Origin of the sequence: Klebsiella sp. CB_Kp196, assembly GCF_040061575.1 — a bacterium.
GTDB classification, from domain to species: domain Bacteria; phylum Pseudomonadota; class Gammaproteobacteria; order Enterobacterales; family Enterobacteriaceae; genus Klebsiella; species Klebsiella michiganensis.
The window spans coordinates 111,337-133,170 of the sequence record NZ_JBEAFH010000031.1; the positions used below are offsets into that span (position 1 = coordinate 111,337).

The 21,834-nt window shown below is 55.9% G+C and carries 17 protein-coding genes; 9 read left to right on the top strand and 8 right to left on the bottom strand.

The genetic code is table 11. From position 1 onward, the window contains the following. The first annotated feature begins 190 nt into the window (after positions 1-190). Positions 191-1,789: a DUF3300 domain-containing protein gene (locus ABLU87_RS05295; protein WP_122117821.1), complete on the top strand. Its 1,599-nt coding sequence runs from the start codon at positions 191-193 to the stop codon at positions 1,787-1,789. A gap of 10 nt (positions 1,790-1,799) precedes the next feature. Then, positions 1,800-2,600 carry a DUF2950 family protein gene (locus tag ABLU87_RS05300; RefSeq protein WP_014227939.1) on the top strand — a complete coding sequence of 267 codons (801 nt, stop codon included), beginning with the start codon at positions 1,800-1,802 and terminating at the stop codon, positions 2,598-2,600. Positions 2,601-2,650: 50 nt separating this feature from the next. Here ABLU87_RS05300 and ABLU87_RS05305 read toward each other — a convergent pair whose 3' ends face one another. The 5 genes from ABLU87_RS05305 to pdhR form a co-directional block, all read right to left on the bottom strand. Continuing rightward, on the bottom strand, positions 2,651-2,935 hold the full coding sequence (locus tag ABLU87_RS05305; RefSeq protein WP_014227938.1) for a hypothetical protein: 285 nt from the start codon (positions 2,933-2,935) through the stop codon (positions 2,651-2,653). 163 nt (positions 2,936-3,098) lie between these two features. Further along, positions 3,099-4,523, bottom strand: coding sequence for a dihydrolipoyl dehydrogenase (lpdA, locus tag ABLU87_RS05310; protein WP_004098637.1), 1,425 nt, complete (start codon positions 4,521-4,523; stop codon positions 3,099-3,101). A 207-nt stretch (positions 4,524-4,730) separates the two neighbouring features. Next, positions 4,731-6,620 carry a pyruvate dehydrogenase complex dihydrolipoyllysine-residue acetyltransferase gene (gene aceF / locus ABLU87_RS05315; protein ID WP_014227937.1) on the bottom strand — a complete coding sequence of 630 codons (1,890 nt, stop codon included), beginning with the start codon at positions 6,618-6,620 and terminating at the stop codon, positions 4,731-4,733. Positions 6,621-6,634: 14 nt separating this feature from the next. Continuing rightward, entirely contained in the window at positions 6,635-9,298 is a 2,664-nt protein-coding gene (gene aceE, locus ABLU87_RS05320) for a pyruvate dehydrogenase (acetyl-transferring), homodimeric type (RefSeq protein WP_004098634.1), read from the bottom strand. A gap of 241 nt (positions 9,299-9,539) precedes the next feature. Continuing rightward, a complete protein-coding gene (pdhR, locus tag ABLU87_RS05325; protein ID WP_004098632.1) occupies positions 9,540-10,319 on the bottom strand; it encodes a pyruvate dehydrogenase complex transcriptional repressor PdhR in 780 nt (259 codons plus the stop codon). Positions 10,320-10,971: 652 nt separating this feature from the next. Here pdhR and aroP point away from each other — a divergent pair. The 3 genes from aroP (at position 10,972) to ABLU87_RS05340 (ending at position 14,875) form a co-directional block, all read left to right on the top strand. Then, positions 10,972-12,342 (top strand): aromatic amino acid transporter AroP, encoded by a 1,371-nt coding sequence (gene aroP / locus ABLU87_RS05330; protein ID WP_086544283.1) that lies wholly within the window; start codon positions 10,972-10,974, stop codon positions 12,340-12,342. Between the two features lie 176 nt (positions 12,343-12,518). Further along, positions 12,519-13,925: an MFS transporter gene (locus ABLU87_RS05335; RefSeq protein ID WP_049069183.1), complete on the top strand. Its 1,407-nt coding sequence runs from the start codon at positions 12,519-12,521 to the stop codon at positions 13,923-13,925. Beyond that, positions 13,925-14,875 (top strand): family 43 glycosylhydrolase, encoded by a 951-nt coding sequence (locus tag ABLU87_RS05340; protein WP_122117012.1) that lies wholly within the window; start codon positions 13,925-13,927, stop codon positions 14,873-14,875. The genes ABLU87_RS05335 and ABLU87_RS05340 overlap by 1 nt, the downstream gene beginning before the upstream one ends. Before the next feature lie 31 nt (positions 14,876-14,906). Here ABLU87_RS05340 and ampE read toward each other — a convergent pair whose 3' ends face one another. Further along, positions 14,907-15,761 (bottom strand): beta-lactamase regulator AmpE, encoded by an 855-nt coding sequence (gene ampE / locus ABLU87_RS05345; protein WP_004098628.1) that lies wholly within the window; start codon positions 15,759-15,761, stop codon positions 14,907-14,909. Positions 15,762-15,770: 9 nt separating this feature from the next. Then, complete coding sequence (gene ampD / locus ABLU87_RS05350; RefSeq protein WP_032747986.1) at positions 15,771-16,322, bottom strand: 1,6-anhydro-N-acetylmuramyl-L-alanine amidase AmpD; 552 nt, start codon at positions 16,320-16,322, stop codon at positions 15,771-15,773. A gap of 200 nt (positions 16,323-16,522) precedes the next feature. Between ampD and nadC the strand changes: the two genes are divergently transcribed. From nadC to hofC, 4 genes are all read left to right on the top strand, one after another. Continuing rightward, positions 16,523-17,416 (top strand): carboxylating nicotinate-nucleotide diphosphorylase, encoded by an 894-nt coding sequence (gene nadC, locus ABLU87_RS05355; protein ID WP_014227931.1) that lies wholly within the window; start codon positions 16,523-16,525, stop codon positions 17,414-17,416. Positions 17,417-17,599: 183 nt separating this feature from the next. Then, positions 17,600-18,031 (top strand): prepilin peptidase-dependent pilin, encoded by a 432-nt coding sequence (gene ppdD / locus ABLU87_RS05360; RefSeq protein ID WP_014227930.1) that lies wholly within the window; start codon positions 17,600-17,602, stop codon positions 18,029-18,031. Between the two features lie 10 nt (positions 18,032-18,041). Continuing rightward, entirely contained in the window at positions 18,042-19,427 is a 1,386-nt protein-coding gene (gene gspE, locus ABLU87_RS05365; RefSeq protein WP_122117011.1) for a type II secretion system protein GspE, read from the top strand. Further along, complete coding sequence (gene hofC, locus ABLU87_RS05370; RefSeq protein ID WP_122117010.1) at positions 19,417-20,622, top strand: protein transport protein HofC; 1,206 nt, start codon at positions 19,417-19,419, stop codon at positions 20,620-20,622. The genes gspE and hofC overlap by 11 nt, the downstream gene beginning before the upstream one ends. Before the next feature lie 29 nt (positions 20,623-20,651). Here hofC and ABLU87_RS05375 read toward each other — a convergent pair whose 3' ends face one another. Next, positions 20,652-21,695, bottom strand: coding sequence for a GMP reductase (locus tag ABLU87_RS05375; RefSeq protein ID WP_122117009.1), 1,044 nt, complete (start codon positions 21,693-21,695; stop codon positions 20,652-20,654). Positions 21,696-21,834: the final 139 nt, after the last annotated feature.

Sequence of the window (21,834 nt, forward strand, 5' to 3'; positions counted from 1 at the left end):
ATCGTTAAGGGCAGAATAATGCAGGTTTTCTGTCAATTTAGCGGTATATAAAATTAATTCTGTTACACATAATTGAGCGAAATCCCAACTAAAATCAAAAACGCAAATACGCGCTCTCTATACTCAGGCAATCCCCCGCTTTTCGACAATACTCTGTCAAAACGGGCCAATTATTGTGCCGGGAGTTCTCATGACACTGCCTTTCAAACCCCATCTGCTCGCGCTACTCTGTAGCGCCGGGCTATTAGCCGCCGCGGGTACGCTCTACGTCAAAAGCCGGGAGCCGCAAACGGTTCCCGAGCCCCCCGCCGTTGCGCAGACGGCGCAGGCAACCGCCGCCGCCCAGCCGGTGACCACGACCTATACACCCGCGCAGATAGACCAGTGGGTCGCGCCAATCGCGCTCTATCCGGACAATCTGCTGTCGCAGGTGCTGATGGCTTCGACCTACCCGAGTAACGTTGTCCAGGCGGTAGAGTGGTCGCAGGATAACCCTACAATGAAGGGCGATGCGGCGGTGCAAGCGGTGGCAAATCAGCCCTGGGACCCCAGCGTAAAATCGCTGGTCGCCTTCCCTTCCCTTCTCGCGTTAATGGGAGAAAATGCGCCGTGGGTGGAAAACCTGGGTAACGCCTTTCTCGCCCAGCCGCAGGCCGTCATGGATTCGGTGCAGCGCTTACGCGCCATCGCCCAGCAGACCGGAACGTTAAAATCCACGCCGCAGCAGAAAGTCATCACCGCCACCCGCTCCGCGGCACCGGCTCCGGCAACGTCCACGGCCACCGCTTCCCGCAGCAGCAGCAGCAGCGCCGTGACATCCTCCGCCCCGGCGCAGGTGATTAAAATCGAATCCACCAATCCAAATGTGGTATACGTGCCGGCCTATAACCCTTCAGTTGTTTACGGCACCTGGCCTGACACCGCCTATCCGCCAGTCTACCTGCCGCCGCCTCCGGGGGAGCAGTTTACCGACAGCTTCGCCAAGGGGTTTGGCTATAGCCTCGGCGTCGCCACAACCTACGCTCTGTTCAGCAGCATCGACTGGGATGATGACGATCATCACCACCATGATGATGACGATCACCATCACGATGATGATCATCACGGCGGCTACGTGCACAACGGCGATAACATCAACATCAACGTCAATAATTTCAACCATATTACCGGGCAGAACCTGCCGGGAAACCGCGCCAGCTGGCAGCATAATCCGGCCTACCGCGGCAATATTCCCTATCCGAACAACACGATTGCGCAGCATTACCATCAGACCAATGTTCCCGGCGGGCTTAGCGCGACCCAACATCAGCCCGCCGATCGCAACGCGCAGCGTCAGGCGGCCATGACGCAGCTACAGCAGCGTACCGGGCATGCGGACAACGCGCTTAATCACGCGCCTTCCCGCGATGCCCAGCGCCAGGCCGCGTCGCAGCAGCTCCATCAGGTGACCCAGCGCAATAACTATCGCGGCTATGACGCCACGCCGGCGGTAAAAAATAGCGCCGTACAACAGCAGCATCGGGAAGCGGTCAAAACGCAAATTCAGCATCCGACGGCGCAGCAGCAACAGCGCCGTGAACAGTTCCGGACCGCAACGCCCGAACAACGTCAGCAGAAGCTGAATAACCTGCACGCCAATGCCCTGAGCGGTAACGATATCCGCTCTCCCTCCTGGCAGTCTCAGCAGGAGCGCGGCCTGCAGAGCCGCCATATCTCGGGTTTAAGCAGCGAGCAGCGCAGCGCGGCCAGAGAACATCTTTCCGAACACCGTGAACTGCGCCGCCGCTGAGGATAATCAGATGAAAAAATTATTAAAAATGACGCTGCTGGCGCTGGCCCTGACGCCCGCCATGGCGCTGGCTCAGCAGCAGTTTTCCTCTCCGGAACAGGCCGCAAGCGCGCTGGCTGAGGCAATCGGCAGGCATGATGAATCTGCCCTCAACGGGCTGCTCGGCGATAGCTGGCAGCAATTTTTACCGCCGGAGGGCATCGACCCAGATGCCGTCGCTCGCTTTCAGCGGGACTGGAAAGTCAGCCATCGTATTGTTCAGCAACAGAATAGCGCCTGGCTGGAGGTGGGACAGGAAGCATGGCGGCTACCGATCCCCATCATCAAGGATAAAAGCGGCTGGCGTTTTGATATGGCCGCTGCTGAAGATGAGATCCTGACTCGCGCGATTGGCCGCAATGAGCTGTCAGCCATTCAGGCGATGCACGCTTACGTTGATGCCCAGCAGGATTTTTATCGGCTAAACCACACCTGGGCGCAGAGGATTATCAGCAGCGATGGTAAGAAAGACGGCCTCTACTGGCCTGCCGCTCCCGGCGAAGCGCCCAGCCCGCTTGGGCCCGCGTTTAGCCCCGCCGAACCCGGAGAAGGCTATCACGGCTACCGTTTTCGCATCATTCAAGATGGCGAGGGTCAGGGCTTCGCCCTGCTGGCGTGGCCTGTGGAATGGGGAAAAACCGGCATCATGAGCTTTATGGTCAACCAGAATGATGAGGTTTATCAGGCTAATTTAGGGGATGAGACGCAGAGCAAGGCGCGCGCCATTTCGCAGTTTTCGCCGGATTCAGCCTGGCAGGCCATCAATCAATAGAAAAAAGCCCGGCGTGCGATAACGCCGCCGGGCCATATCTGTGTGCTGATTTAGCCCTGATGGGGCATCAGAGACGGGTCACCCGCAAAAGCCGGTTTAGTGCTGGTCAACGCCGCTTCATCAGAGCTGATGCTGCCGGAATTCGCCGCCCATACCCCTTCGCTGGTCTTTGTTATCTGCTGATGCTGCATATTCAAATCCTGGCCCATCGCCGCAATATGGGTGCTTTCGGTCCCGCCGCTGTTATCAGCCCAGGGAATAGCGGCATCGGCCGCGCAGGCCATACCCGAGACCAGCGTTGCTGCCAGCAGCGTCGTCGTTAAAACTTTTTTCATCACACACCTCACATATAGTTAACTACCTATAAGTTTACTGAGTAACTATTTTTCAAGTATTAATAAGATATGCAATTTTATTAACAGCGACACAGTTCTAAACATCACCGATAAAAAAAGCGGCTCACTGAGCCGCTTTTTGGATTTTGCCTGAAAGAAAAATTTACTTTTTCTTCGCTTTCGCGTTTGGCAGGTCGGTGATGCTGCCTTCGAAGACTTCTGCTGCCAGGCCAACGGACTCGTGCAGAGTCGGGTGAGCGTGGATGGTCAGCGCGATGTCTTCAGCGTCACAGCCCATTTCGATCGCCAGACCGATTTCACCCAGCAGCTCGCCGCCGTTGGTGCCGACAATCGCCCCGCCGATAACGCGGTGAGATTCTTTGTCGAAAATCAGTTTGGTCATACCGTCAGCGCAGTCGGAAGCGATGGCGCGGCCAGAAGCAGCCCACGGGAAGGTGGCGGTTTCGTAGCTGATGCCTTTCTCTTTCGCTTCTTTCTCAGTCAGACCAACCCACGCAACTTCCGGCTCGGTATAGGCGATGGACGGGATAACTTTCGGGTCGAAGTAGTGCTTCATGCCGGCGATAACTTCGGCAGCAACGTGGCCTTCGTGAACGCCTTTGTGCGCCAGCATCGGCTGACCGACGATATCGCCGATAGCGAAGATGTGCGGCACGTTGGTACGCAGCTGTTTATCAACGCGGATAAAGCCACGCTCGTCAACTTCAACGCCTGCTTTACCGGCATCGAGGTTTTTACCGTTCGGCACGCGGCCGATAGCTACCAGCACGGCGTCGTAGCGCTGCGCTTCAGCCGGGGCTTTTTTGCCTTCCATGGAAACGTAGATACCGTCTTCTTTCGCTTCAACGGCGGTCACTTTGGTTTCCAGCATCAGGTTGAATTTCTTACTGATGCGCTTGGTGAAGACTTTCACCACGTCTTTATCGGCAGCCGGGATAACCTGGTCGAACATTTCAACCACGTCAATCTCTGAACCCAGCGCATGGTATACGGTACCCATTTCCAGACCGATGATACCGCCGCCCATAACCAGCAGGCGTTTTGGTACGGTTTTCAGCTCCAGCGCATCGGTGGAGTCCCATACGCGCGGATCTTCATGCGGAATGAACGGCAGTTCGATCGGACGGGAGCCCGCCGCGATGATAGCGTTGTCGAAGTTGATGACGGTTTTACCGTTTTCGCCTTCCACTTCCAGGGTGTTAGCGCCGGTAAATTTACCCAGACCGTTAACTACCTTCACTTTACGCCCTTTGGCCATGCCAGCCAGACCGCCGGTCAGCTGAGTGATGACTTTTTCTTTCCAGGTGCGAATCTTGTCAATGTCAGTTTTCGGTTCACCGAAAACGATGCCGTGTTCGGCCAGCGCTTTCGCTTCTTCGATAACTTTAGCAACGTGCAGCAGTGCTTTAGAAGGGATACAGCCGACGTTCAGGCAAACACCGCCGAGGGTGCTGTAACGTTCTACGATGACGGTTTCCAGACCTAAATCAGCGCAACGGAAGGCAGCAGAATAACCTGCGGGGCCTGCCCCAAGTACCACGACCTGAGTTTTGATTTCAGTACTCATCATGACCTCTGTTATTTGTATCCGGCGGGTCTGACGCTATTGTTTTTACGCCCATGTCCACCGGGACGTTCTATCCGCAAGCATTTTACAAAATTGTTAACAATTTTGAAACAACAAACGGCAAACGATTTTGTCCTTTATTGCTGGTAACTTCAAAACGCAGAAGAGATTACCAGAAAAAAGCCGGCCGTCAGGCCGGCTTTTTGCTTACATCACCAGGCGGCGAATGTCGCTCAGCATATTGTTGATGATGGTGATAAAGCGCGCACCATCAGCACCGTCGATCACGCGGTGGTCGAAGGACAGAGAGATCGGCATCATCAGACGCGGCACGAACTCTTTGCCATTCCATACCGGCTCCATAGCGGACTTGGACACACCGAGGATAGCCACTTCCGGCGCGTTCACAATCGGTGCGAAGTGGGTGGTCCCCAGGCCGCCGATGCTGGAGATAGTGAAGCAACCGCCCTGCATTTCGCCAGCGGTCAGCTTACCATCACGCGCTTTCTTGGAAATCACGGTCAGTTCACGAGACAGCTCGGTAATGCTCTTCTTGTTCACGTCTTTGAAGACCGGAACAACCAGACCATTCGGGGTATCAACCGCCACACCGATATTGATGTATTTCTTCAGCGTCAGACGCTGTGCATCTTCAGACAGGGAGCTGTTGAAGCGCGGCATCTGCTCAAGCGCCGCGGCAACGGCTTTCATGATGAAGACCACCGGAGTGAATTTCACGTCCAGCTTACGCTTCTCAGCTTCGGCGTTCTGCTGTTTACGGAACGCTTCCAGATCGGTGATATCGGTTTTGTCGAAGTGCGTAACGTGCGGGATCATCACCCAGTTACGGCTCAGGTTAGCACCAGAGATCTTCTGGATACGGCCCAGTTCAACTTCTTCCACTTCACCAAACTTGCTGAAGTCCACTTTCGGCCACGGCAGCATGCCCGGGATACCGCCACCGGTAGCAGCAGGCGCGGCTTCAGCGCGTTTAACCGCTTCTTTCACGTAGGCCTGAACGTCTTCGCGCAGGATACGGCCTTTACGACCAGTTCCTTTCACTTTCGCCAGGTTTACACCGAACTCGCGCGCCAGGCGACGAATCAGCGGGGTGGCGTGAACGTAAGCGTCGTTTTCAGCGAACTCAGATTTGCCTTCTGCTTTTGCAGCAGGTGCAGCTGGTTTAGCAGCCTGAGCCGGTGCAGCAGCTGGTGCTGGGGCAGCCGCGGCAGCCGGAGCTGCGGCAGGCGCAGCGCCTTCCACTTCGAAGACCATAATCAGGGAGCCGGTGGAGACTTTGTCGCCGGTGCTGATTTTGATCTCTTTCACGGTACCCGCGAACGGCGCCGGCACTTCCATGGAAGCTTTGTCGCCTTCAACGGTGATCAGTGACTGTTCAGCGGCAATTTTATCGCCCACTTTCACCATCACTTCAGTCACTTCAACTTCATCGCCGCCGATATCCGGCACGTGAACTTCTTTAGAACCTGAAGCTGCCGGTGCAGCAGCAGCCGGAGCGGCTTCCGCTTTCGCCGGCGCCGCGGCAGGCGCTGCGCCCGCCACTTCGAAGATCATGATCAGGGAACCCGTGGACACTTTGTCGCCGGTGTTAATCTTGATCTCTTTCACGGTACCGGCGAACGGCGCCGGCACTTCCATAGAGGCTTTATCGCCTTCTACGGTGATCAGGGATTGTTCAGCGGCGATGGTGTCGCCCACTTTTACCATGATTTCCGTGACTTCAACTTCATCACCGCCGATATCCGGTACATGAACTTCTTTCGCGCTGGCGGCTGCCGGTGCTGCGGCGGCCGGAGCGGCTTCTTTCTTCTCTTCCTGCGCAGGTGCAGCGGCTGCTGCACCATCGGCGGAATCGAAAATCATGATCAGTTTACCGGTCTCGGTTTTGTCGCCGACGGAGACTTTGATCTCTTTAACGACGCCAGCCTGCGGAGACGGGACTTCCATAGAGGCTTTGTCGCCTTCTACGGTGATCAGCGACTGTTCAGCTTCAACTTTGTCGCCCACTTTGACCAGAATCTCGGTGATTTCAACTTCATCAGCCCCGATGTCCGGTACTTTGATTTCGATAGCCATTATTCTTTTACCTCTTACGCCAGACGCGGGTTAACTTTATCTGCATCGATGTTGAATTTAGTGATGGCTTCCGCAACCACTTTCTTATCGATTTCGCCACGTTTAGCCAGTTCGCCCAGCGCTGCTACCACCACGTAGGAAGCGTCAACTTCGAAGTGGTGACGCAGGTTTTCACGGCTGTCAGAGCGACCGAAGCCGTCGGTACCCAGTACGCGGTAATCATCGGCCGGTACGTAAGTACGAACCTGCTCAGCGAACAGTTTCATATAGTCAGTAGATGCGACTGCCGGAGCGTCGTTCATCACCTGAGCGATGTACGGAACGCGCGGCGTTTCCAGCGGATGCAGCATGTTCCAGCGTTCACAATCCTGGCCATCGCGCGCCAGTTCGGTGAAGGAGGTGACGCTATAAACGTCAGAGCCTACGCCGTAGTCTTTGGCCAGGATCTGCGCTGCTTCACGGACGTGACGCAGGATAGAACCGGAGCCCAGCAGCTGAACTTTACCTTTGCTACCTTCAACGGTTTCGAGTTTGTAGATACCTTTACGGATACCTTCCTCGGCGCCTGCTGGCATTGCCGGCATGTGGTAGTTTTCGTTCAGCGTGGTGATGTAGTAGTAAACGTTCTCTTGTTTCTCACCGTACATACGCTCCAGACCATCGTGCATGATGACCGCAACTTCGTACGCGTAAGACGGATCGTAAGAGATACAGTTCGGGATGGTCAGAGACTGAATGTGGCTGTGGCCATCTTCGTGCTGCAGACCTTCGCCGTTCAGCGTGGTACGACCGGAAGTCCCGCCGATCAGGAAGCCGCGAGCCTGCTGGTCGCCGGCCTGCCAGCACAGGTCACCGATACGCTGGAACCCGAACATGGAGTAGTAGATGTAGAACGGGATCATCGGCAGGTTGTTGGTGCTGTAGGAGGTCGCAGCAGCCAGCCAGGATGCACCGGCACCCAGTTCGTTGATACCTTCCTGCAGAATCTGGCCTTTCTCGTCTTCTTTGTAGTAAGCAACCTGCTCACGGTCCTGCGGAGTGTACTGCTGACCGTTCGGGCTGTAGATACCAATCTGACGGAACAGGCCTTCCATACCAAAAGTACGCGCTTCATCGGCGATGATCGGCACGAGGCGGTCTTTGATGGATTTGTTCTTCAGCATCACGTTCAGGGCACGAACGAACGCGATAGTGGTAGAGATCTCTTTATTCTGCTCTTCCAGCAGCGGACCGAAATCTTCCAGGGTCGGCAGCTCCAGCTTCTCATCGAAGTTTGGCTGACGGCTCGGCAGATAGCCGTGCAGTTTCTGACGCTGGGCGTGCAGATAGGTGTGCTCTTCAGAACCTTCCGGGAAGGTCACGTACGGCAGTTTTTCGATGTCAGCATCGGCAACCGGCACGTTGAAACGATCGCGGACGTAGCGAACGCCGTCCATGTTCATTTTCTTAACCTGGTGAGCGATGTTTTTACCTTCAGCGGTGTCACCCATGCCGTAACCTTTAATGGTATGGGCGAGGATTACGGTGGCTTTGCCTTTGGTTTCCTGTGCTTTTTTCAGCGCAGCGTAGACTTTCTTCGGATCGTGACCGCCGCGGTTCAGGGCCCAGATCTGCTCGTCAGTCCAGTCGGCAACCAGCGCTGCGGTTTCCGGATATTTACCGAAGAAGTGCTCACGCACGTAAGCGCCGTCTTTGGATTTGAAGGTCTGGTAGTCACCGTCAACGGTCTCTTCCATCAGCTGGATCAGTTTACCGCTGGTATCTTTACGCAGCAGCTCATCCCAGCGTCCGCCCCAGATAACCTTGATAACGTTCCAGCCAGCACCGCCAAAGATGCCTTCCAGTTCGTTAATGATCTTGCCATTACCGGTAACCGGGCCGTCAAGGCGCTGCAGGTTACAGTTGATAACGAAGACCAGGTTGTCCAGCTTCTCACGGGTCGCGATGGTGATCGCGCCTTTGGATTCCGGCTCGTCCATCTCGCCGTCGCCGAGGAAAGCGTAAACGGTTTGTTTAGAGGTGTCTTTCAGGCCGCGGTGTTCCAGATACTTCAGGAACTTAGCCTGATAAATCGCACCGATTGGGCCCAGACCCATAGAGACGGTCGGGAACTGCCAGAATTCCGGCATCAGTTTCGGGTGCGGATAAGAGGAGAGACCTTTACCGTGAACTTCCTGACGGAAGTTGTTCATCTGCTCTTCAGTCAGACGACCTTCCAGGAAAGCACGCGCGTAGACGCCCGGAGAGATGTGGCCCTGGAAGTAAACCAGGTCGCCGCCGTCCTGCTCGTTGCGTGCGCGGAAGAAGTGGTTAAAGCACACTTCATAGAAGGTTGCGGAAGACTGGAAGGAAGCCATGTGGCCGCCCAGTTCGAGATCTTTTTTCGATGCGCGCAGAACGGTCATAATCGCGTTCCAGCGGATCGCAGAACGGATACGACGTTCCAGATCCAGATTCCCCGGGTATTCCGGCTCATCTTCAACGGCAATAGTGTTCACGTAGCCGCCGGTTGATGCGCCAGCAGCCACTTTCACCCCGCCTTTGCGGGCTTCAGAAAGGAGTTGGTCAATAAGATACTGAGCGCGCTCAACACCTTCTTCACGGATGACCGATTCGATCGCCTGTAGCCAGTCGCGAGTTTCGATCGGATCCACGTCATTTGGTAAACGTTCTGACATGGGGGGTATTCCTTATCTATCTAATCGTTGATTAATCTGGAACCTGTCCCATTGCGCTCTTTGTTCTTCATACTTCTGGCTGTCTCTTTGTTGGCTTCGCTTCCTCACCCCAGTCACATAGTTCACTATGCTCCCGGGGATTCGCGCGCTTGCCGCCGCGATACACCCAAAATTATTTTGAACAACTAAAAGTGCAATAAGACAGGTTCTGCGTTTAGTTGCCGCGCTCTAAAAATGGCGCTTAAGAACCGGAGTTCTCATCTTTTCGTTGCTGTAAACGACGCAGTGAGCGTTCACGACGGCTCTGCTCACGGCTACGATCCAGCAAAATTTCCTCAATGAACGCCAGGTGACGATGCGACGCTTCACGCGCCTGCTCCGGTTCCCCGGCGATTATCGCCTCAAAAATGCGAGTACGATGATTGCTGACCTGCGGGAGCATCTCCCGACGGGCGTACAACAATTCAAAATTCTGGCGAACGTTCTGGGCCAGCATCGGCTCCATACAGCGTAGTAGATGGAGCAGCACCACATTGTGCGCCGCTTCGGTGACGGCGATTTGATACTGGACGACGGCATCGGATTCGGCGTCGAGATCGCCGGACTGCTGAGCCCGCTCAATGGCCTGATGCAGCTCGCGAATGCGTTCGCGGTCTTCATCATTGCTGCGCAGCGCCGCGTAATAAGCCGCGATGCCTTCAAGCGCGTGACGGGTTTCCAGCAGATCAAATTGGGATTCAGGGTGGTCGGACAGTAGCTCTACCAGCGGGTCGCTGAAGCTCTGCCACAGGCGGCTTTGTACAAACGTTCCGCCCCCCTGGCGACGAAGCAACAAGCCCTTAGCTTCGAGGCGTTGAATAGCCTCACGGAGCGAGGGACGGGAAACGTCGAACTGTTTTGCCAGTTCACGTTCTGGCGGGAGTTTTTCACCGGGGCGCAACGTCCCCTCAAGGATTAAAAACTCCAGCTGCTGCTCTATCACATCGGATAGTTTTGGTTGGCGGATCTTGCTGTAGGCCATATTCCCTGTCTCTGCCATTAGCCCGGAGTCAATTGGTCTTACCAATTCATAGTTCGTATCGCTAAAGTAACAAAGTATTCACCTTCTGTCCATACAGGTTTTGATTGAAATCATTAAACCCGGCACGTTTTAACAACCTTACAGAAATAACATTTCAAAAATGTAACCTTGCACAAATGTTGTGTTTACTCACAAAGAGGTAGCGTTAACGTAATAGAAACGAAAAATTACGCTATCTGAACCGATTCAACGCCTTATTCAGTGAATATAAATTCAATAAATTTGCATGAATGACAAATAGTGGGTAGGCACTGGCGCATGGGGTGGGATTTACAAATGGCGTCTTTTTGCTCGCTTCGTCATCATCCCTTCATAAAGCAGGTGCATTCAGCGGCGCTTATCACTATTCTCCATGATACGAAAGGCCTTTTCATGAATTCCCTCTCCGCCTTGCGTAAAGAAATAAGTACATCAACGGAATTTGATAATTACACAAACACAACAATATGTGCGCTACATCACTCGGGGCAAAACGGGCCGCAGGCTCAGTGAAAATTCGCTGACTATGCTATCAGGCAGGGATGGACAGCGAAGAAGTCACCTGATGGATGACGCGGACAAACATAATAACCATAACCACACACGAGGTTTCATGATGGAAGGTCAACAGCATGGCGATCGGCTAAAGCGCGGCCTTAAAAACCGCCATATTCAGCTTATTGCGCTGGGAGGCGCTATCGGTACCGGTTTGTTTCTGGGTAGCGCATCCGTCATCCAAAACGCGGGTCCCGGTATTATTCTCGGCTACGCAATTGCCGGTTTTATTGCTTTCCTGATTATGCGTCAGCTGGGCGAGATGGTCGTCGAAGAGCCGGTAGCCGGTTCATTTAGTCATTTTGCCTACAAATACTGGGGCGGCTTTGCAGGCTTCGCTTCCGGCTGGAACTACTGGGTGCTTTACGTGCTGGTCGCGATGGCCGAGCTGACCGCGGTCGGGAAATACGTCCAGTTCTGGTGGCCGGAAATTCCTACCTGGGTTTCTGCGGCCGTTTTCTTTATCGCTATCAACGCCATCAACCTGACGAACGTCAAGGTGTTTGGCGAGATGGAGTTCTGGTTCGCGATCATCAAAGTCGTCGCCGTCGTGGCGATGATCCTGTTCGGCGGCTGGCTGCTGTTCAGCGGCAACGGCGGCCCGCAGGCCACCGTACGCAACCTGTGGGAGCAAGGCGGATTCCTGCCGCACGGCTTCACCGGGCTGGTAATGATGATGGCGATTATTATGTTCTCTTTCGGCGGGCTGGAGCTGGTCGGTATCACCGCCGCCGAAGCGGATAACCCGGAGCAGAGCATTCCGAAGGCCACCAACCAGGTCATCTACCGCATCCTGATTTTCTATGTGGGCTCGCTGGCCGTTCTGCTTTCGCTGCTGCCGTGGAGCCGCGTAACCGCCGATACCAGCCCGTTCGTCCTGATTTTCCACGAGCTGGGCGATACCTTCGTCGCGAATGCGCTGAATATTGTGGTGTTAACCGCGGCGCTCTCCGTTTACAACAGCTGCGTATACTGCAACAGCCGGATGCTGTTCGGTCTGGCCCAGCAGGGTAACGCGCCAAAAGCGCTGATGAGCGTCGATAAACGCGGCGTGCCGGTCAACACCATCCTCGTCTCCGCGGTGGTCACCGCGCTGTGCGTACTGATTAACTACTTCGCGCCGGAATCCGCGTTTGGTCTGCTGATGGCGCTGGTGGTTTCAGCCCTGGTGATCAACTGGGCGATGATTAGCCTGGCGCACATGAAATTCCGTCGCGCTAAGCAGCAGCAGGGCGTGGTCACCCGCTTCCCGGCGCTGCTTTATCCGCTGGGCAACTGGATCTGCCTGCTGTTTATGGCGGGAGTGCTGGTGATCATGCTGATGACCCCTGGCATGGCGATTTCCGTCTACCTTATCCCGGTATGGATTGCCGTTCTCGGCGTCGGCTACCTGTTTAAACAGAAAACCGCCAGCGCCATTAAAGCATAATCCTGCATCTCCACAAGCTGTGTCCGCCCGCCGCTGGCGGACACAGCGCATTGTTACCTGCTTCACACTTTACCCCTGATAACCGATTTATCCATATCGTTAACCCTATCCTGCAACGCATTAGTCCATTACCCGGCTAATAATTCTCTCCATACCGCCACGGGGAGATCGCTGCGATGAATGGCAATAAGCTTTCAGTTAAAGAAAAAATAGGCTACGGGATGGGTGACGCCGGATGCAATATCATATTCGGCGCCATCATGTTGTTTGTTAACTATTTTTATACGGATATTTTTGGTCTCGCGCCGGCGCTGGTGGGCGTTTTGCTGCTTTCCGTACGCGTTATTGATGCCGTCACCGATCCGATTATGGGGGCGATGGCCGACCGTACCCGCAGTAAATACGGGCGCTTTCGCCCATGGCTGCTGTGGATTGCCTTCCCGTACGCGCTGTTCAGCGTGCTGATGTTTACCACCCCGGAGTGGTCGTACAATAGCAAGGTTATCTATGCTTTCGTCACCTACTTCCTGCTCTCGCTGACCTACACCGCGATCAACATCCCCTACTGCTCCTTGGGTAGCGTGATTACGAATGACCCGAAGGAACGCGTGGCCTGCCAGTCCTATCGCTTCGTGATGGTCGGTATCGCCACGCTCCTGCTCTCCCTGACGCTGCTGCCGATGGCGGACTGGTTCGGCGGTGAGGATAAAGCCAAAGGCTATCAGATGGCGATGACCGTGCTGGCGATTATCGGTATGTGCATGTTCCTGTTCTGCTTTGCCACCGTTCGTGAACGCGTAAAACCCGCCGTCCAGACCAACGACGAACTGAAAAAAGATCTGAAAGACGTCTGGAAAAACGACCAGTGGGTTCGCATCCTGCTGCTAACGCTGTGCAACGTTTGTCCGGGCTTTATTCGCATGGCCGCCACCATGTACTACGTCACCTGGGTGATGCAGCAAAGCACCCACTTCGCCACGCTGTTTATCAGCCTCGGGGTAGTCGGCATGATGATCGGCAGTATGCTGGCTAAAGTCCTGACCGACCGCTGGTGCAAACTGCAGGTGTTTTTCTGGACCAACATCGTGCTGGCGGTTTTCTCCTGCGCTTTCTACTTCTTCGACCCGCACGCCACCATGATGATTATGGTGCTCTACTTCCTGCTGAACATTCTGCATCAGATCCCCTCGCCGCTGCACTGGTCGCTGATGGCCGACGTGGATGACTACGGCGAATGGAAGACCGGCAAACGCATCACCGGCATCAGCTTCTCCGGCAACCTGTTCTTCCTGAAGGTCGGTCTGGCCATCGCCGGCGCGATGGTTGGCTTCCTGCTCTCCTGGTACGGTTACGATGCCGGTGCGAAGCAGCAAAGCGCCTCCGCGATTAACGGTATCGTATTGTTATTCAGCGTTATCCCCGGCATCGGCTATCTGATTACCGCCGGGGTGGTGCGTATGCTGAAGGTAAACCGCGAATTTATGCGGCTAATTCAGTCCGACCTGGAGAAACGCCGGGTCAACTACAGCGAGCTCAACGACTATCAGGAACTGAAAACCGGCGAACAGGTAAGGAAAGCGTAATGAAAAACTGGCCGAATCCATTTATTGAACAACGCGCGGACCCGTATATTCTGCGCCATCAGGAGAGCTACTACTTTATTGCCTCGGTGCCGGAGTATGACCGTCTGGAAATCCGCCGCTCAGCAACCCTTGAAGGTTTACGCCACGCGCAGCCGGTGGTCGTCTGGCGTAAACCGGACAGCGGCCCGATGAGCCAGCTCATATGGGCCCCGGAGCTGCATGAAATTGACGGCAAATGGTATATCTACTTTGCCGCCAGCCACACCCACGATCTGGATGCGCAGGGCATGTTCCAGCACCGCATGTTCGCGCTCGAATGCGCGGACAGCGACCCGTTAACCGGTAAATGGCAGGAAAAAGGCCAGATTAAAACGCCGCTTGATACCTTTGCGCTGGATGCCACCACCTTCCGCCATCAGGGTAAACGGTGGTACCTGTGGGCGCAAAAAGATCCTGAAATTAAGGGCAATACCAACCTCTATCTGGCTGAACTGGCAAATCCGTGGACGCTAAAAGGTCAGCCGGTCAGGCTGAGTCAACCCGAGTTTGACTGGGAGTGCCGGGGTTTTCTGGTGAATGAAGGCCCGGCGGTCCTGTTCCACGGCGACAAGCTGTTCGTCAGCTACTCCGCCAGCGCCACCGACGAAAACTACTGCATGGGCTTATTGTGGATAGACGTTAACGCCGACCCGCTGCGGCCGGAAAACTGGCATAAAGCGCCACAGCCGGTGTTCCGTACCAGCTATGAGAATCGTCAGTATGGGCCCGGACACAATAGCTTTACGCAAACGCCGGAGGGAGAAGATGTGCTGGTGTACCACGCGCGCAACTACACCAAAATCGAAGGCGACCCGCTGTACGATCCGAATCGCCATACCCGCCTGAAGCGGATTCGCTGGCAGGAAAACGGGATGCCTGATTTTGGCATCCCGGCAGCAGATACGGATTAAAAGCGAAACCTGCCCGCCAGCGGGCAGGTGCTTAAATCAGCGTACCGTAAATCGTCAGCAGCGCCATAATCACCACCACCACCAGCGATGTTTTTTTCGCCATGGAGACCGCCGCCTTCGGCGTCGCCACTTTATCCACGTGCGGCTCGCGCGCCAGCGAATACTGCGCCAGGCGCGTCAGCACCTGATACTGCGAAGAGTGGCGGTCGCCCAGCGAGGCAAACCACGCTGGCAAAGCCTTTTCCCCGTGCCCAACCAGCGCGTACACCACGCCGACCAGACGTACCGGAACCCAGTCGACCACGTGCAGAATGCCGTCAATACCCGACTGTAAGCGATGACGCGGCGTCTGATAACGCGCCAGCCAGGTCTGCCAGGCCCGCAGCGTACAGTAGGCAATCAGGGTTAACGGTCCCCACGGCCCGCCGACAACGAACCAGAACAGCGGAGCGAGATAGTAGCGGTAGTTAATCCACAGCAGCGCGTTTTGCAGCTCGCTCAGATATTCACGCTGGTCGCAGCCGGGCGGCACGCCGTGGATCAGGGTGAGCTCGCTGGCCATGGCGTCGCAGGCGCGGCTATCATCGCGCGCCGCCGCCTTCAGGTAGGCGTGATAGTGCAGACGGACTTTGCCCGCGCCGATGCACAGCAGGCCCAGCAGGATCCAGAACACCAGCAGAGGAATGTTAAACAGCTGCCCCTGCAGCAGACGCTGAATAATAAACACGACCGCCGCCGCCGCGACCGTCATCAGTAGGGTAGTGAGCAGGGAATAATGCTTTACCCGGCGAAACAGCACTTCCAGCCGGTGATCGAGCTGCCAGTGCTCGCCCAGCTTAAACAAACGCTCGGCAATGAGGACTAACAGCGTAGTGAACAACGTCATGGCATCTCCTTATTCTGACGACGGGGTTAACAGACCGCGAAATTTTACCCAGTCAAAAGCCGGGCCGGGATCCGTTTTACGCACTGGCGCAATATCGCTATGGCCGGTGATATTGTCAGCTATCGCCGGATAGCGCGAGATAAGCTGACGGGTAACGGCAACCAGCTGCTGATACTGCGCGTCGGTATAAGCCAGCTCGTCGGTCCCTTCCAGCTCAATGCCTATCGAAAAATCATTACAGCGCTCGCGCCCGTGATAGCTGGAAACCCCCGCGTGCCAGGCGCGCTGGTCGAAAGGCACATACTGCACGATTTCACCATCGCGGCGAATCAGACAGTGTGCCGAAACGCGAAGATGCGCGATTTCAGCAAAGAAAGGGTGGGCATGGGGATCGAGCGTACCGGTGAACAGGGCATCAATCCATGGCCCGCCAAATTCGCCGGGCGGCAGGCTTATATTATGCACCACCAGCAAAGAGGGGGTTTCATTATCCGGGCGGCTATCGTGGTGCGGCGAAGGAACCCGACGCGCCTCTTCCAGCCATCCCCCGTTCAACTGCATGTTGAGTCTCCTTTTACTAGCTTATGCATTCGCGGCACCGTGACCAAACAATCCCCGGCATCATACCCACGCTCGCTCGGTTGGCTAACGCTAAAACTTCACGCTGGCGCCGCCGGCGAAAGGACGCGGATGTGGTACAGAAACGTCGTTCAGGTTAGCATGTTTCCCACTTCTGAATCTTATCTATCTGGAGCTTTATCATGACGCCTCGTCGCTACAATCCCGACCGCCGCCGTGACGCGCTGCTGGAGCGTATTAATCTTGATATTACCGATGCCGTCGCTCAATCCCTGCGGGAAGATTTAGGCGGTGAAGTGGATGCGAACAACGATATTAGCGCGCAATTATTGCCGCAGGATGCGCGCTCGCATGCCGTCGTCATCACCCGTGAAGACGGCGTGTTTTGCGGTAAACGCTGGGTAGAAGAAGTCTTTATTCAGCTTGCGGGCGACGACGTTAACTTCACCTGGCACGTTGCCGATGGCGACGCGGTAAAAGCCAATCAGCCGCTATTCGAGCTGGAAGGCCCTTCGCGGATCCTGCTCACCGGCGAACGTACCGCACTCAATTTCGTGCAGACGCTCTCCGGGGTGGCCAGCGAAGTCCGCCGCTATGTCGACCTGCTGGCAGGCACCAAAACTCAGCTGCTCGATACGCGCAAAACGCTGCCGGGCCTGCGCACGGCACTGAAATATGCGGTCCTGTGCGGCGGCGGGGCCAATCATCGCCTCGGCCTCTCCGATGCCTTTCTGATTAAAGAGAACCATATTATCGCTTCCGGCTCGGTACGGCAGGCGGTAGAAAAAGCGTTCTGGCTGCACCCGGATGTGCCGGTTGAGGTGGAAGTCGAAACCCTTGAAGAGCTGGATGAAGCGCTGAAAGCCGGCGCTGACATCATTATGCTCGACAACTTCACTACCGACCTGATGCGCGAAGCGGTCAAACACACCAACGGCCAGGCGGCGCTGGAAGTCTCCGGCAACGTCACATTCGAGACTATTCGTGAATTTGCTGAAACCGGCGTCGATTACATCTCCGTTGGCGCGTTGACCAAGCACGTCCGCGCTCTCGATCTCTCTATGCGCTTCCGCTAATCCCCCTGCCCCGGTTCGTCGTTGATGCCGGGGCGCACTTTTGCGAGCCGGCTCGCACGCCAATAATCCCTCAATGCAACCCGCAAAAAAAGCCTGGAAGCGTGCTTCTCCAGACGCGATCTGCCGCTCGTATCGCTAAACAAACCCCGGCAAAGTGCTCCCGAAGATAACAAGGAGCAACTTATGGACAAACAACGCGGCTTTACCCTCATCGAACTTATGGTGGTCATTGGGATCATCGCCATTCTCAGCGCAATCGGCATTCCGGCTTATCAGAACTATCTGCGAAAAGCGGCGCTTACCGATATGCTGCAAACCTTCGTCCCGTTCCGCACCGCCATTGAGCTGTGCGCGCTGGAGCACGGCGGATTAACCACCTGCGATGGCGGCAGCAACGGTATCCCCTCGCCCGCCACAACCCGCTACGTCTCGGCTATGACCGTCGCCACAGGCGTTGTCACGCTCACCGGGCAGGAAAGCCTTAATGGCTTAAGCGTCACGCTGACGCCGACCTGGGATAACGCTAACGGCATCACCGGCTGGCAGCGAGTGTGCAACATTACCGGCGATAGCGCACTCAAGCAGGCCTGTGAAGACGTGTTCCGTTTTAACTGAGGGCGCGGCAATGAAAACTGAACAATTGATACCTCTTTGCCAGCGCTATCAGGCCTTGCTACTCGATAGCAATGAACACACCATCGCTATCGCCGTGGTTGACGCCCCCGCCCCGGAGCTGCTGGAAGCGTTACGTTTCGCGACGCAGAAAAGGATTGATATCGAGTGCTGGAGCCAGGACCAGATGGACAAGCGGCTGCAGACGCCGGGAATATCAACCCTCACCCGGCCTGTTGAAGCCTCGGCCAGCATCGTTGAACAGGTAAATAGCCTTCTGGAACAGGCCCTGCGCCAGCGCGCATCGGATATTCATATTGAACCCGGTGACGATCGCCTGAGAATTCGCCTGCGGGTAGATGGCGTACTCCATTCTCTTGCGCCGCTTGCGCCGGAACTGGCCGCCCCCATCACCGCCCGACTTAAAGTGCTCAGCAATCTGGATATCGCTGAACACCGGGTACCGCAGGACGGTCAGTTTACCCTCACGCTCGCAGACCGCCCGATCTCGTTTCGGATCGCCACGCTTCCCTGCCGCGGCGGGGAAAAAATCGTCCTTCGCTTATTACACCAGGTCGAACAAGCGCTGGACCTCGAAGCGCTGGGGCTATCATCTCAGCAGCTTGCCGCCTTTCGCTCGGCGCTTAACCAACCTCAGGGGCTGATGCTGGTCACCGGCCCGACGGGAAGTGGGAAAACCGTCACTTTGTACAGCGCGCTGCAGGCGCGGAATCGCGACGAGGTCAATATATGCAGCGTTGAAGATCCGCTGGAGATCCCCATCGTGGGGATGAATCAGACGCAGATTAATCCGCGGGCGGGCTTAACCTTTCACAGCGTACTGCGCGCCCTGCTACGCCAGGATCCCGATATCGTGATGGTCGGAGAGATACGCGATGCAGAAACCGCTGAAATTGCGATAAAAGCAGCGCAAACCGGGCACCTGGTTCTCTCAACGCTGCACACCAATTCAACCAGTGAAACGCTGGTTCGCCTGCAGCAGATGGGCGTTGCGCGCTGGATGATCTCATCCGCACTTTCTCTGGTGGTTGCTCAACGCCTGGTACGCAAACTGTGCCCGCACTGCCGCCGGGAAACCGGCAGTTCGGCCGATGTTCCACACAGCCTGTGGCCGCGGGCGCTTCCTCGCTGGCAGGCTCCGGGCTGTCAGCACTGCTATCACGGCTACTACGGTCGCCTGGCGCTATTTGAGCTGCTCCCCGTCACCACCGCGTTACGGCAGGCGATTACTCAAGGTCTTAGCGCCGGAGAGATCGAGTCCCTGGCGCGCGAATCCGGCATGATGACGCTGTTTGAGAGCGGCTGTCTGGCCGTCGAACGTGGGATGACAAGTCTGGAAGAGGTCATTCGCGTGTTGGGGATACCGCATGGCGACTAAACGACTGTGGCGCTGGCGCGGTCTCTCTCTCCAGGGCATTCCCTGCCAGGGAACGCTCTGGCAGGATAATCGCCCTGAGGCATTGCAGGCTCTGCAGCGGCAGCGAATTATCCCGCTGACGCTGCGCCGCTGTAGCGTGCAAAGCGCCCTCTGGCATCCGCGCTACAGTGGCGAAATCATCCGCCAGCTGGCCGCGCTTCTTCAGGCCGGTCTCCCCCTGGCCGAGGGGCTGGAACTGCTGGCGCAGCAGCAGCCCAATGCGCAATGGCAGGCGTTGCTGCAAACCCTGGCGGAGGATCTGGCGCAGGGCATTTCGCTTTCAGGCTCCCTGGAAAAATGGCCTGAGGCGTTCCCTCCGCTCTATCTGGCCATGATTCGCACCGGTGAACTTACCGGTAAACTGGAGCTTTGCTGCGCTCAGTTGGCCAGGCAGCAGCGAGAGCAACTGCTCCTCACCGAAAAAGTGAAAAAAGCGCTGCGCTACCCGTTGATTATCTTATCCCTGGCGCTGCTGGTGGTTATGGGAATGCTGTGCTTTGTCTTACCGGAGTTCGCCGCTATATATCAAACCTTCAACACCCCGCTGCCGTGGCTGACCCGCGCGGTAATAAGCATTGGCGAAGGGTTAACTCGCTGTTGGCCACTGCTCGCTGCCCTGGGTATTTTACCTGCAATACTCAACCGGCTGATTTGCCAGCGGCCAGGCTGGCTGCTGTACCGTCAGAAGCTGCTCCATACGCTGCCGGTATTTGGCAAACTGCTATGCGGCCAGCGGCTTAGCCAGATTTTTACCGTACTCGCATTGACGCAAAGCGCCGGAATCAGCTTCCTGCAAGGCCTGCAAAGCGTGGAGGAAACCCTGAGCTGCCCGCTATGGCGGCAGAGGCTCCAGCAGGTTTGCCGGCAAATTACCCACGGCGATCCCATCTGGCAGGCGCTCGCCAACGGCGGAGGCTTCACGCCGCTTTGCCTACAACTGATCCGTACCGGTGAAGCCTCGGGTTCGCTGGATACCATGCTGGACAATCTGGCTCGTCACCATAGTGAGCAGACGCATCAGCAGGCAGATAATCTGGCGACCTTGCTGGAACCGATGATGTTGGTAGTGACCGGAACGATTGTCGGCGTGCTGGTGGTGGCGATGTATTTACCCATTTTTCATCTGGGCGACGCCATTAGCGGAATGGGGGGATAACGCTGGCGCAAGCGCGCCAGCGAACGGCATTACAGGCTGTTGAACACGCGGTTCTCTTGTTCCTGTACGCGAATAAAAGTCGTGCGTTTAGTCAGTTCTTTCAGCCGTGAAGCACCTACGTAGGTGCATGCGGAACGCAGACCGCCAAGAATATCGCGCGCGGTGTTTTCAACCGGGCCGCGCAGAGGCAGCTTAACAGTTTTGCCTTCAGCCGCACGGTACTGGGCTACGCCGCCAACGTGACGGGTCATCGCCGACTCCGAGCTCATGCCGTAGAACAGCATGAATTTTTCGCCGTTTTCTTCAACCACTGTACCGCCGCTCTCTTCGTGACCGGCCAGCATACCGCCAAGCATCACGAAATCCGCGCCGCCGCCGAAGGCTTTAGCCACATCGCCCGGCATAGTACATCCGCCGTCACTGATAATCTGCCCGCCCAGGCCGTGCGCCGCATCGGCACACTCAATCACTGCGGAAAGCTGCGGATAGCCGACGCCGGTTTTCACGCGGGTTGTACATACGGAGCCCGGACCGATACCCACCTTAACGATATCAGCCCCCGAAAGAATCAGCTCTTCGCACATTTCGCCGGTCACAACGTTGCCCGCAATAATGGTTTTCTGCGGCCAGGCTTCGCGGGCTTTCGCGACAAACTGCACGAAGTGCTCTGAATAGCCATTCGCCACGTCAATGCACACAAAGCTAAGCTGCGGATTTTGCATCAGAATCTGTTTTGTTTTTTCAAAATCCGCATCGGAGGTGCCGGTAGAGACCATGACGTGCTGCACGACATCTGCCGATACGCTCTGAACAAACGCCTGCCACTGTTCAACGCTGTAATGCTTATGTACGGCGGTCAAAACGCCAAATGAAGCCAGGGCTTTAGCCATGGCAAACGTGCCAACGGTGTCCATGTTAGCAGCAATGATCGGCACACCAGACCAGGTCTGGCCAGAATGTTTGAAAGTGAATTCACGTTCCAGCTGTACGTCAGAACGGCTTTTGAGGGTAGAACGTTTCGGGCGGATAAGAACGTCTTTAAAACCAAGCTTCAAATCTTCTTCAATACGCATGTGCGAATTCCTGGGGTTAATTGCATTATTGTGAGAGCACAACTCCAGTGACGTTATCATACGCACGAATCATGGCCGCGCAAGACTGCGATTTTCACTTTTTTTACGCTACAATCGTATAAATTTACCTGGTGAACAG

Excerpts from the sequence above, each read along its gene's own strand:
- ABLU87_RS05295 (WP_122117821.1), top strand. The coding sequence starts at position 191 with ATGACACTGCCTTTCAAACCCCATCTGCTCGCGCTACTCTGTAGCGCC.
- ABLU87_RS05300 (WP_014227939.1), top strand. The coding sequence starts at position 1,800 with ATGAAAAAATTATTAAAAATGACGCTGCTGGCGCTGGCCCTGACGCCC.
- ABLU87_RS05305 (WP_014227938.1), bottom strand. The coding sequence starts at position 2,935 with ATGAAAAAAGTTTTAACGACGACGCTGCTGGCAGCAACGCTGGTCTCG.
- lpdA (WP_004098637.1), bottom strand. The coding sequence starts at position 4,523 with ATGAGTACTGAAATCAAAACTCAGGTCGTGGTACTTGGGGCAGGCCCC.
- aceF (WP_014227937.1), bottom strand. The coding sequence starts at position 6,620 with ATGGCTATCGAAATCAAAGTACCGGACATCGGGGCTGATGAAGTTGAA.
- aceE (WP_004098634.1), bottom strand. The coding sequence starts at position 9,298 with ATGTCAGAACGTTTACCAAATGACGTGGATCCGATCGAAACTCGCGAC.
- pdhR (WP_004098632.1), bottom strand. The coding sequence starts at position 10,319 with ATGGCCTACAGCAAGATCCGCCAACCAAAACTATCCGATGTGATAGAG.
- aroP (WP_086544283.1), top strand. The coding sequence starts at position 10,972 with ATGATGGAAGGTCAACAGCATGGCGATCGGCTAAAGCGCGGCCTTAAA.
- ABLU87_RS05335 (WP_049069183.1), top strand. The coding sequence starts at position 12,519 with ATGAATGGCAATAAGCTTTCAGTTAAAGAAAAAATAGGCTACGGGATG.
- ABLU87_RS05340 (WP_122117012.1), top strand. The coding sequence starts at position 13,925 with ATGAAAAACTGGCCGAATCCATTTATTGAACAACGCGCGGACCCGTAT.
- ampE (WP_004098628.1), bottom strand. The coding sequence starts at position 15,761 with ATGACGTTGTTCACTACGCTGTTAGTCCTCATTGCCGAGCGTTTGTTT.
- ampD (WP_032747986.1), bottom strand. The coding sequence starts at position 16,322 with ATGCAGTTGAACGGGGGATGGCTGGAAGAGGCGCGTCGGGTTCCTTCG.
- nadC (WP_014227931.1), top strand. The coding sequence starts at position 16,523 with ATGACGCCTCGTCGCTACAATCCCGACCGCCGCCGTGACGCGCTGCTG.
- ppdD (WP_014227930.1), top strand. The coding sequence starts at position 17,600 with ATGGACAAACAACGCGGCTTTACCCTCATCGAACTTATGGTGGTCATT.
- gspE (WP_122117011.1), top strand. The coding sequence starts at position 18,042 with ATGAAAACTGAACAATTGATACCTCTTTGCCAGCGCTATCAGGCCTTG.
- hofC (WP_122117010.1), top strand. The coding sequence starts at position 19,417 with ATGGCGACTAAACGACTGTGGCGCTGGCGCGGTCTCTCTCTCCAGGGC.
- ABLU87_RS05375 (WP_122117009.1), bottom strand. The coding sequence starts at position 21,695 with ATGCGTATTGAAGAAGATTTGAAGCTTGGTTTTAAAGACGTTCTTATC.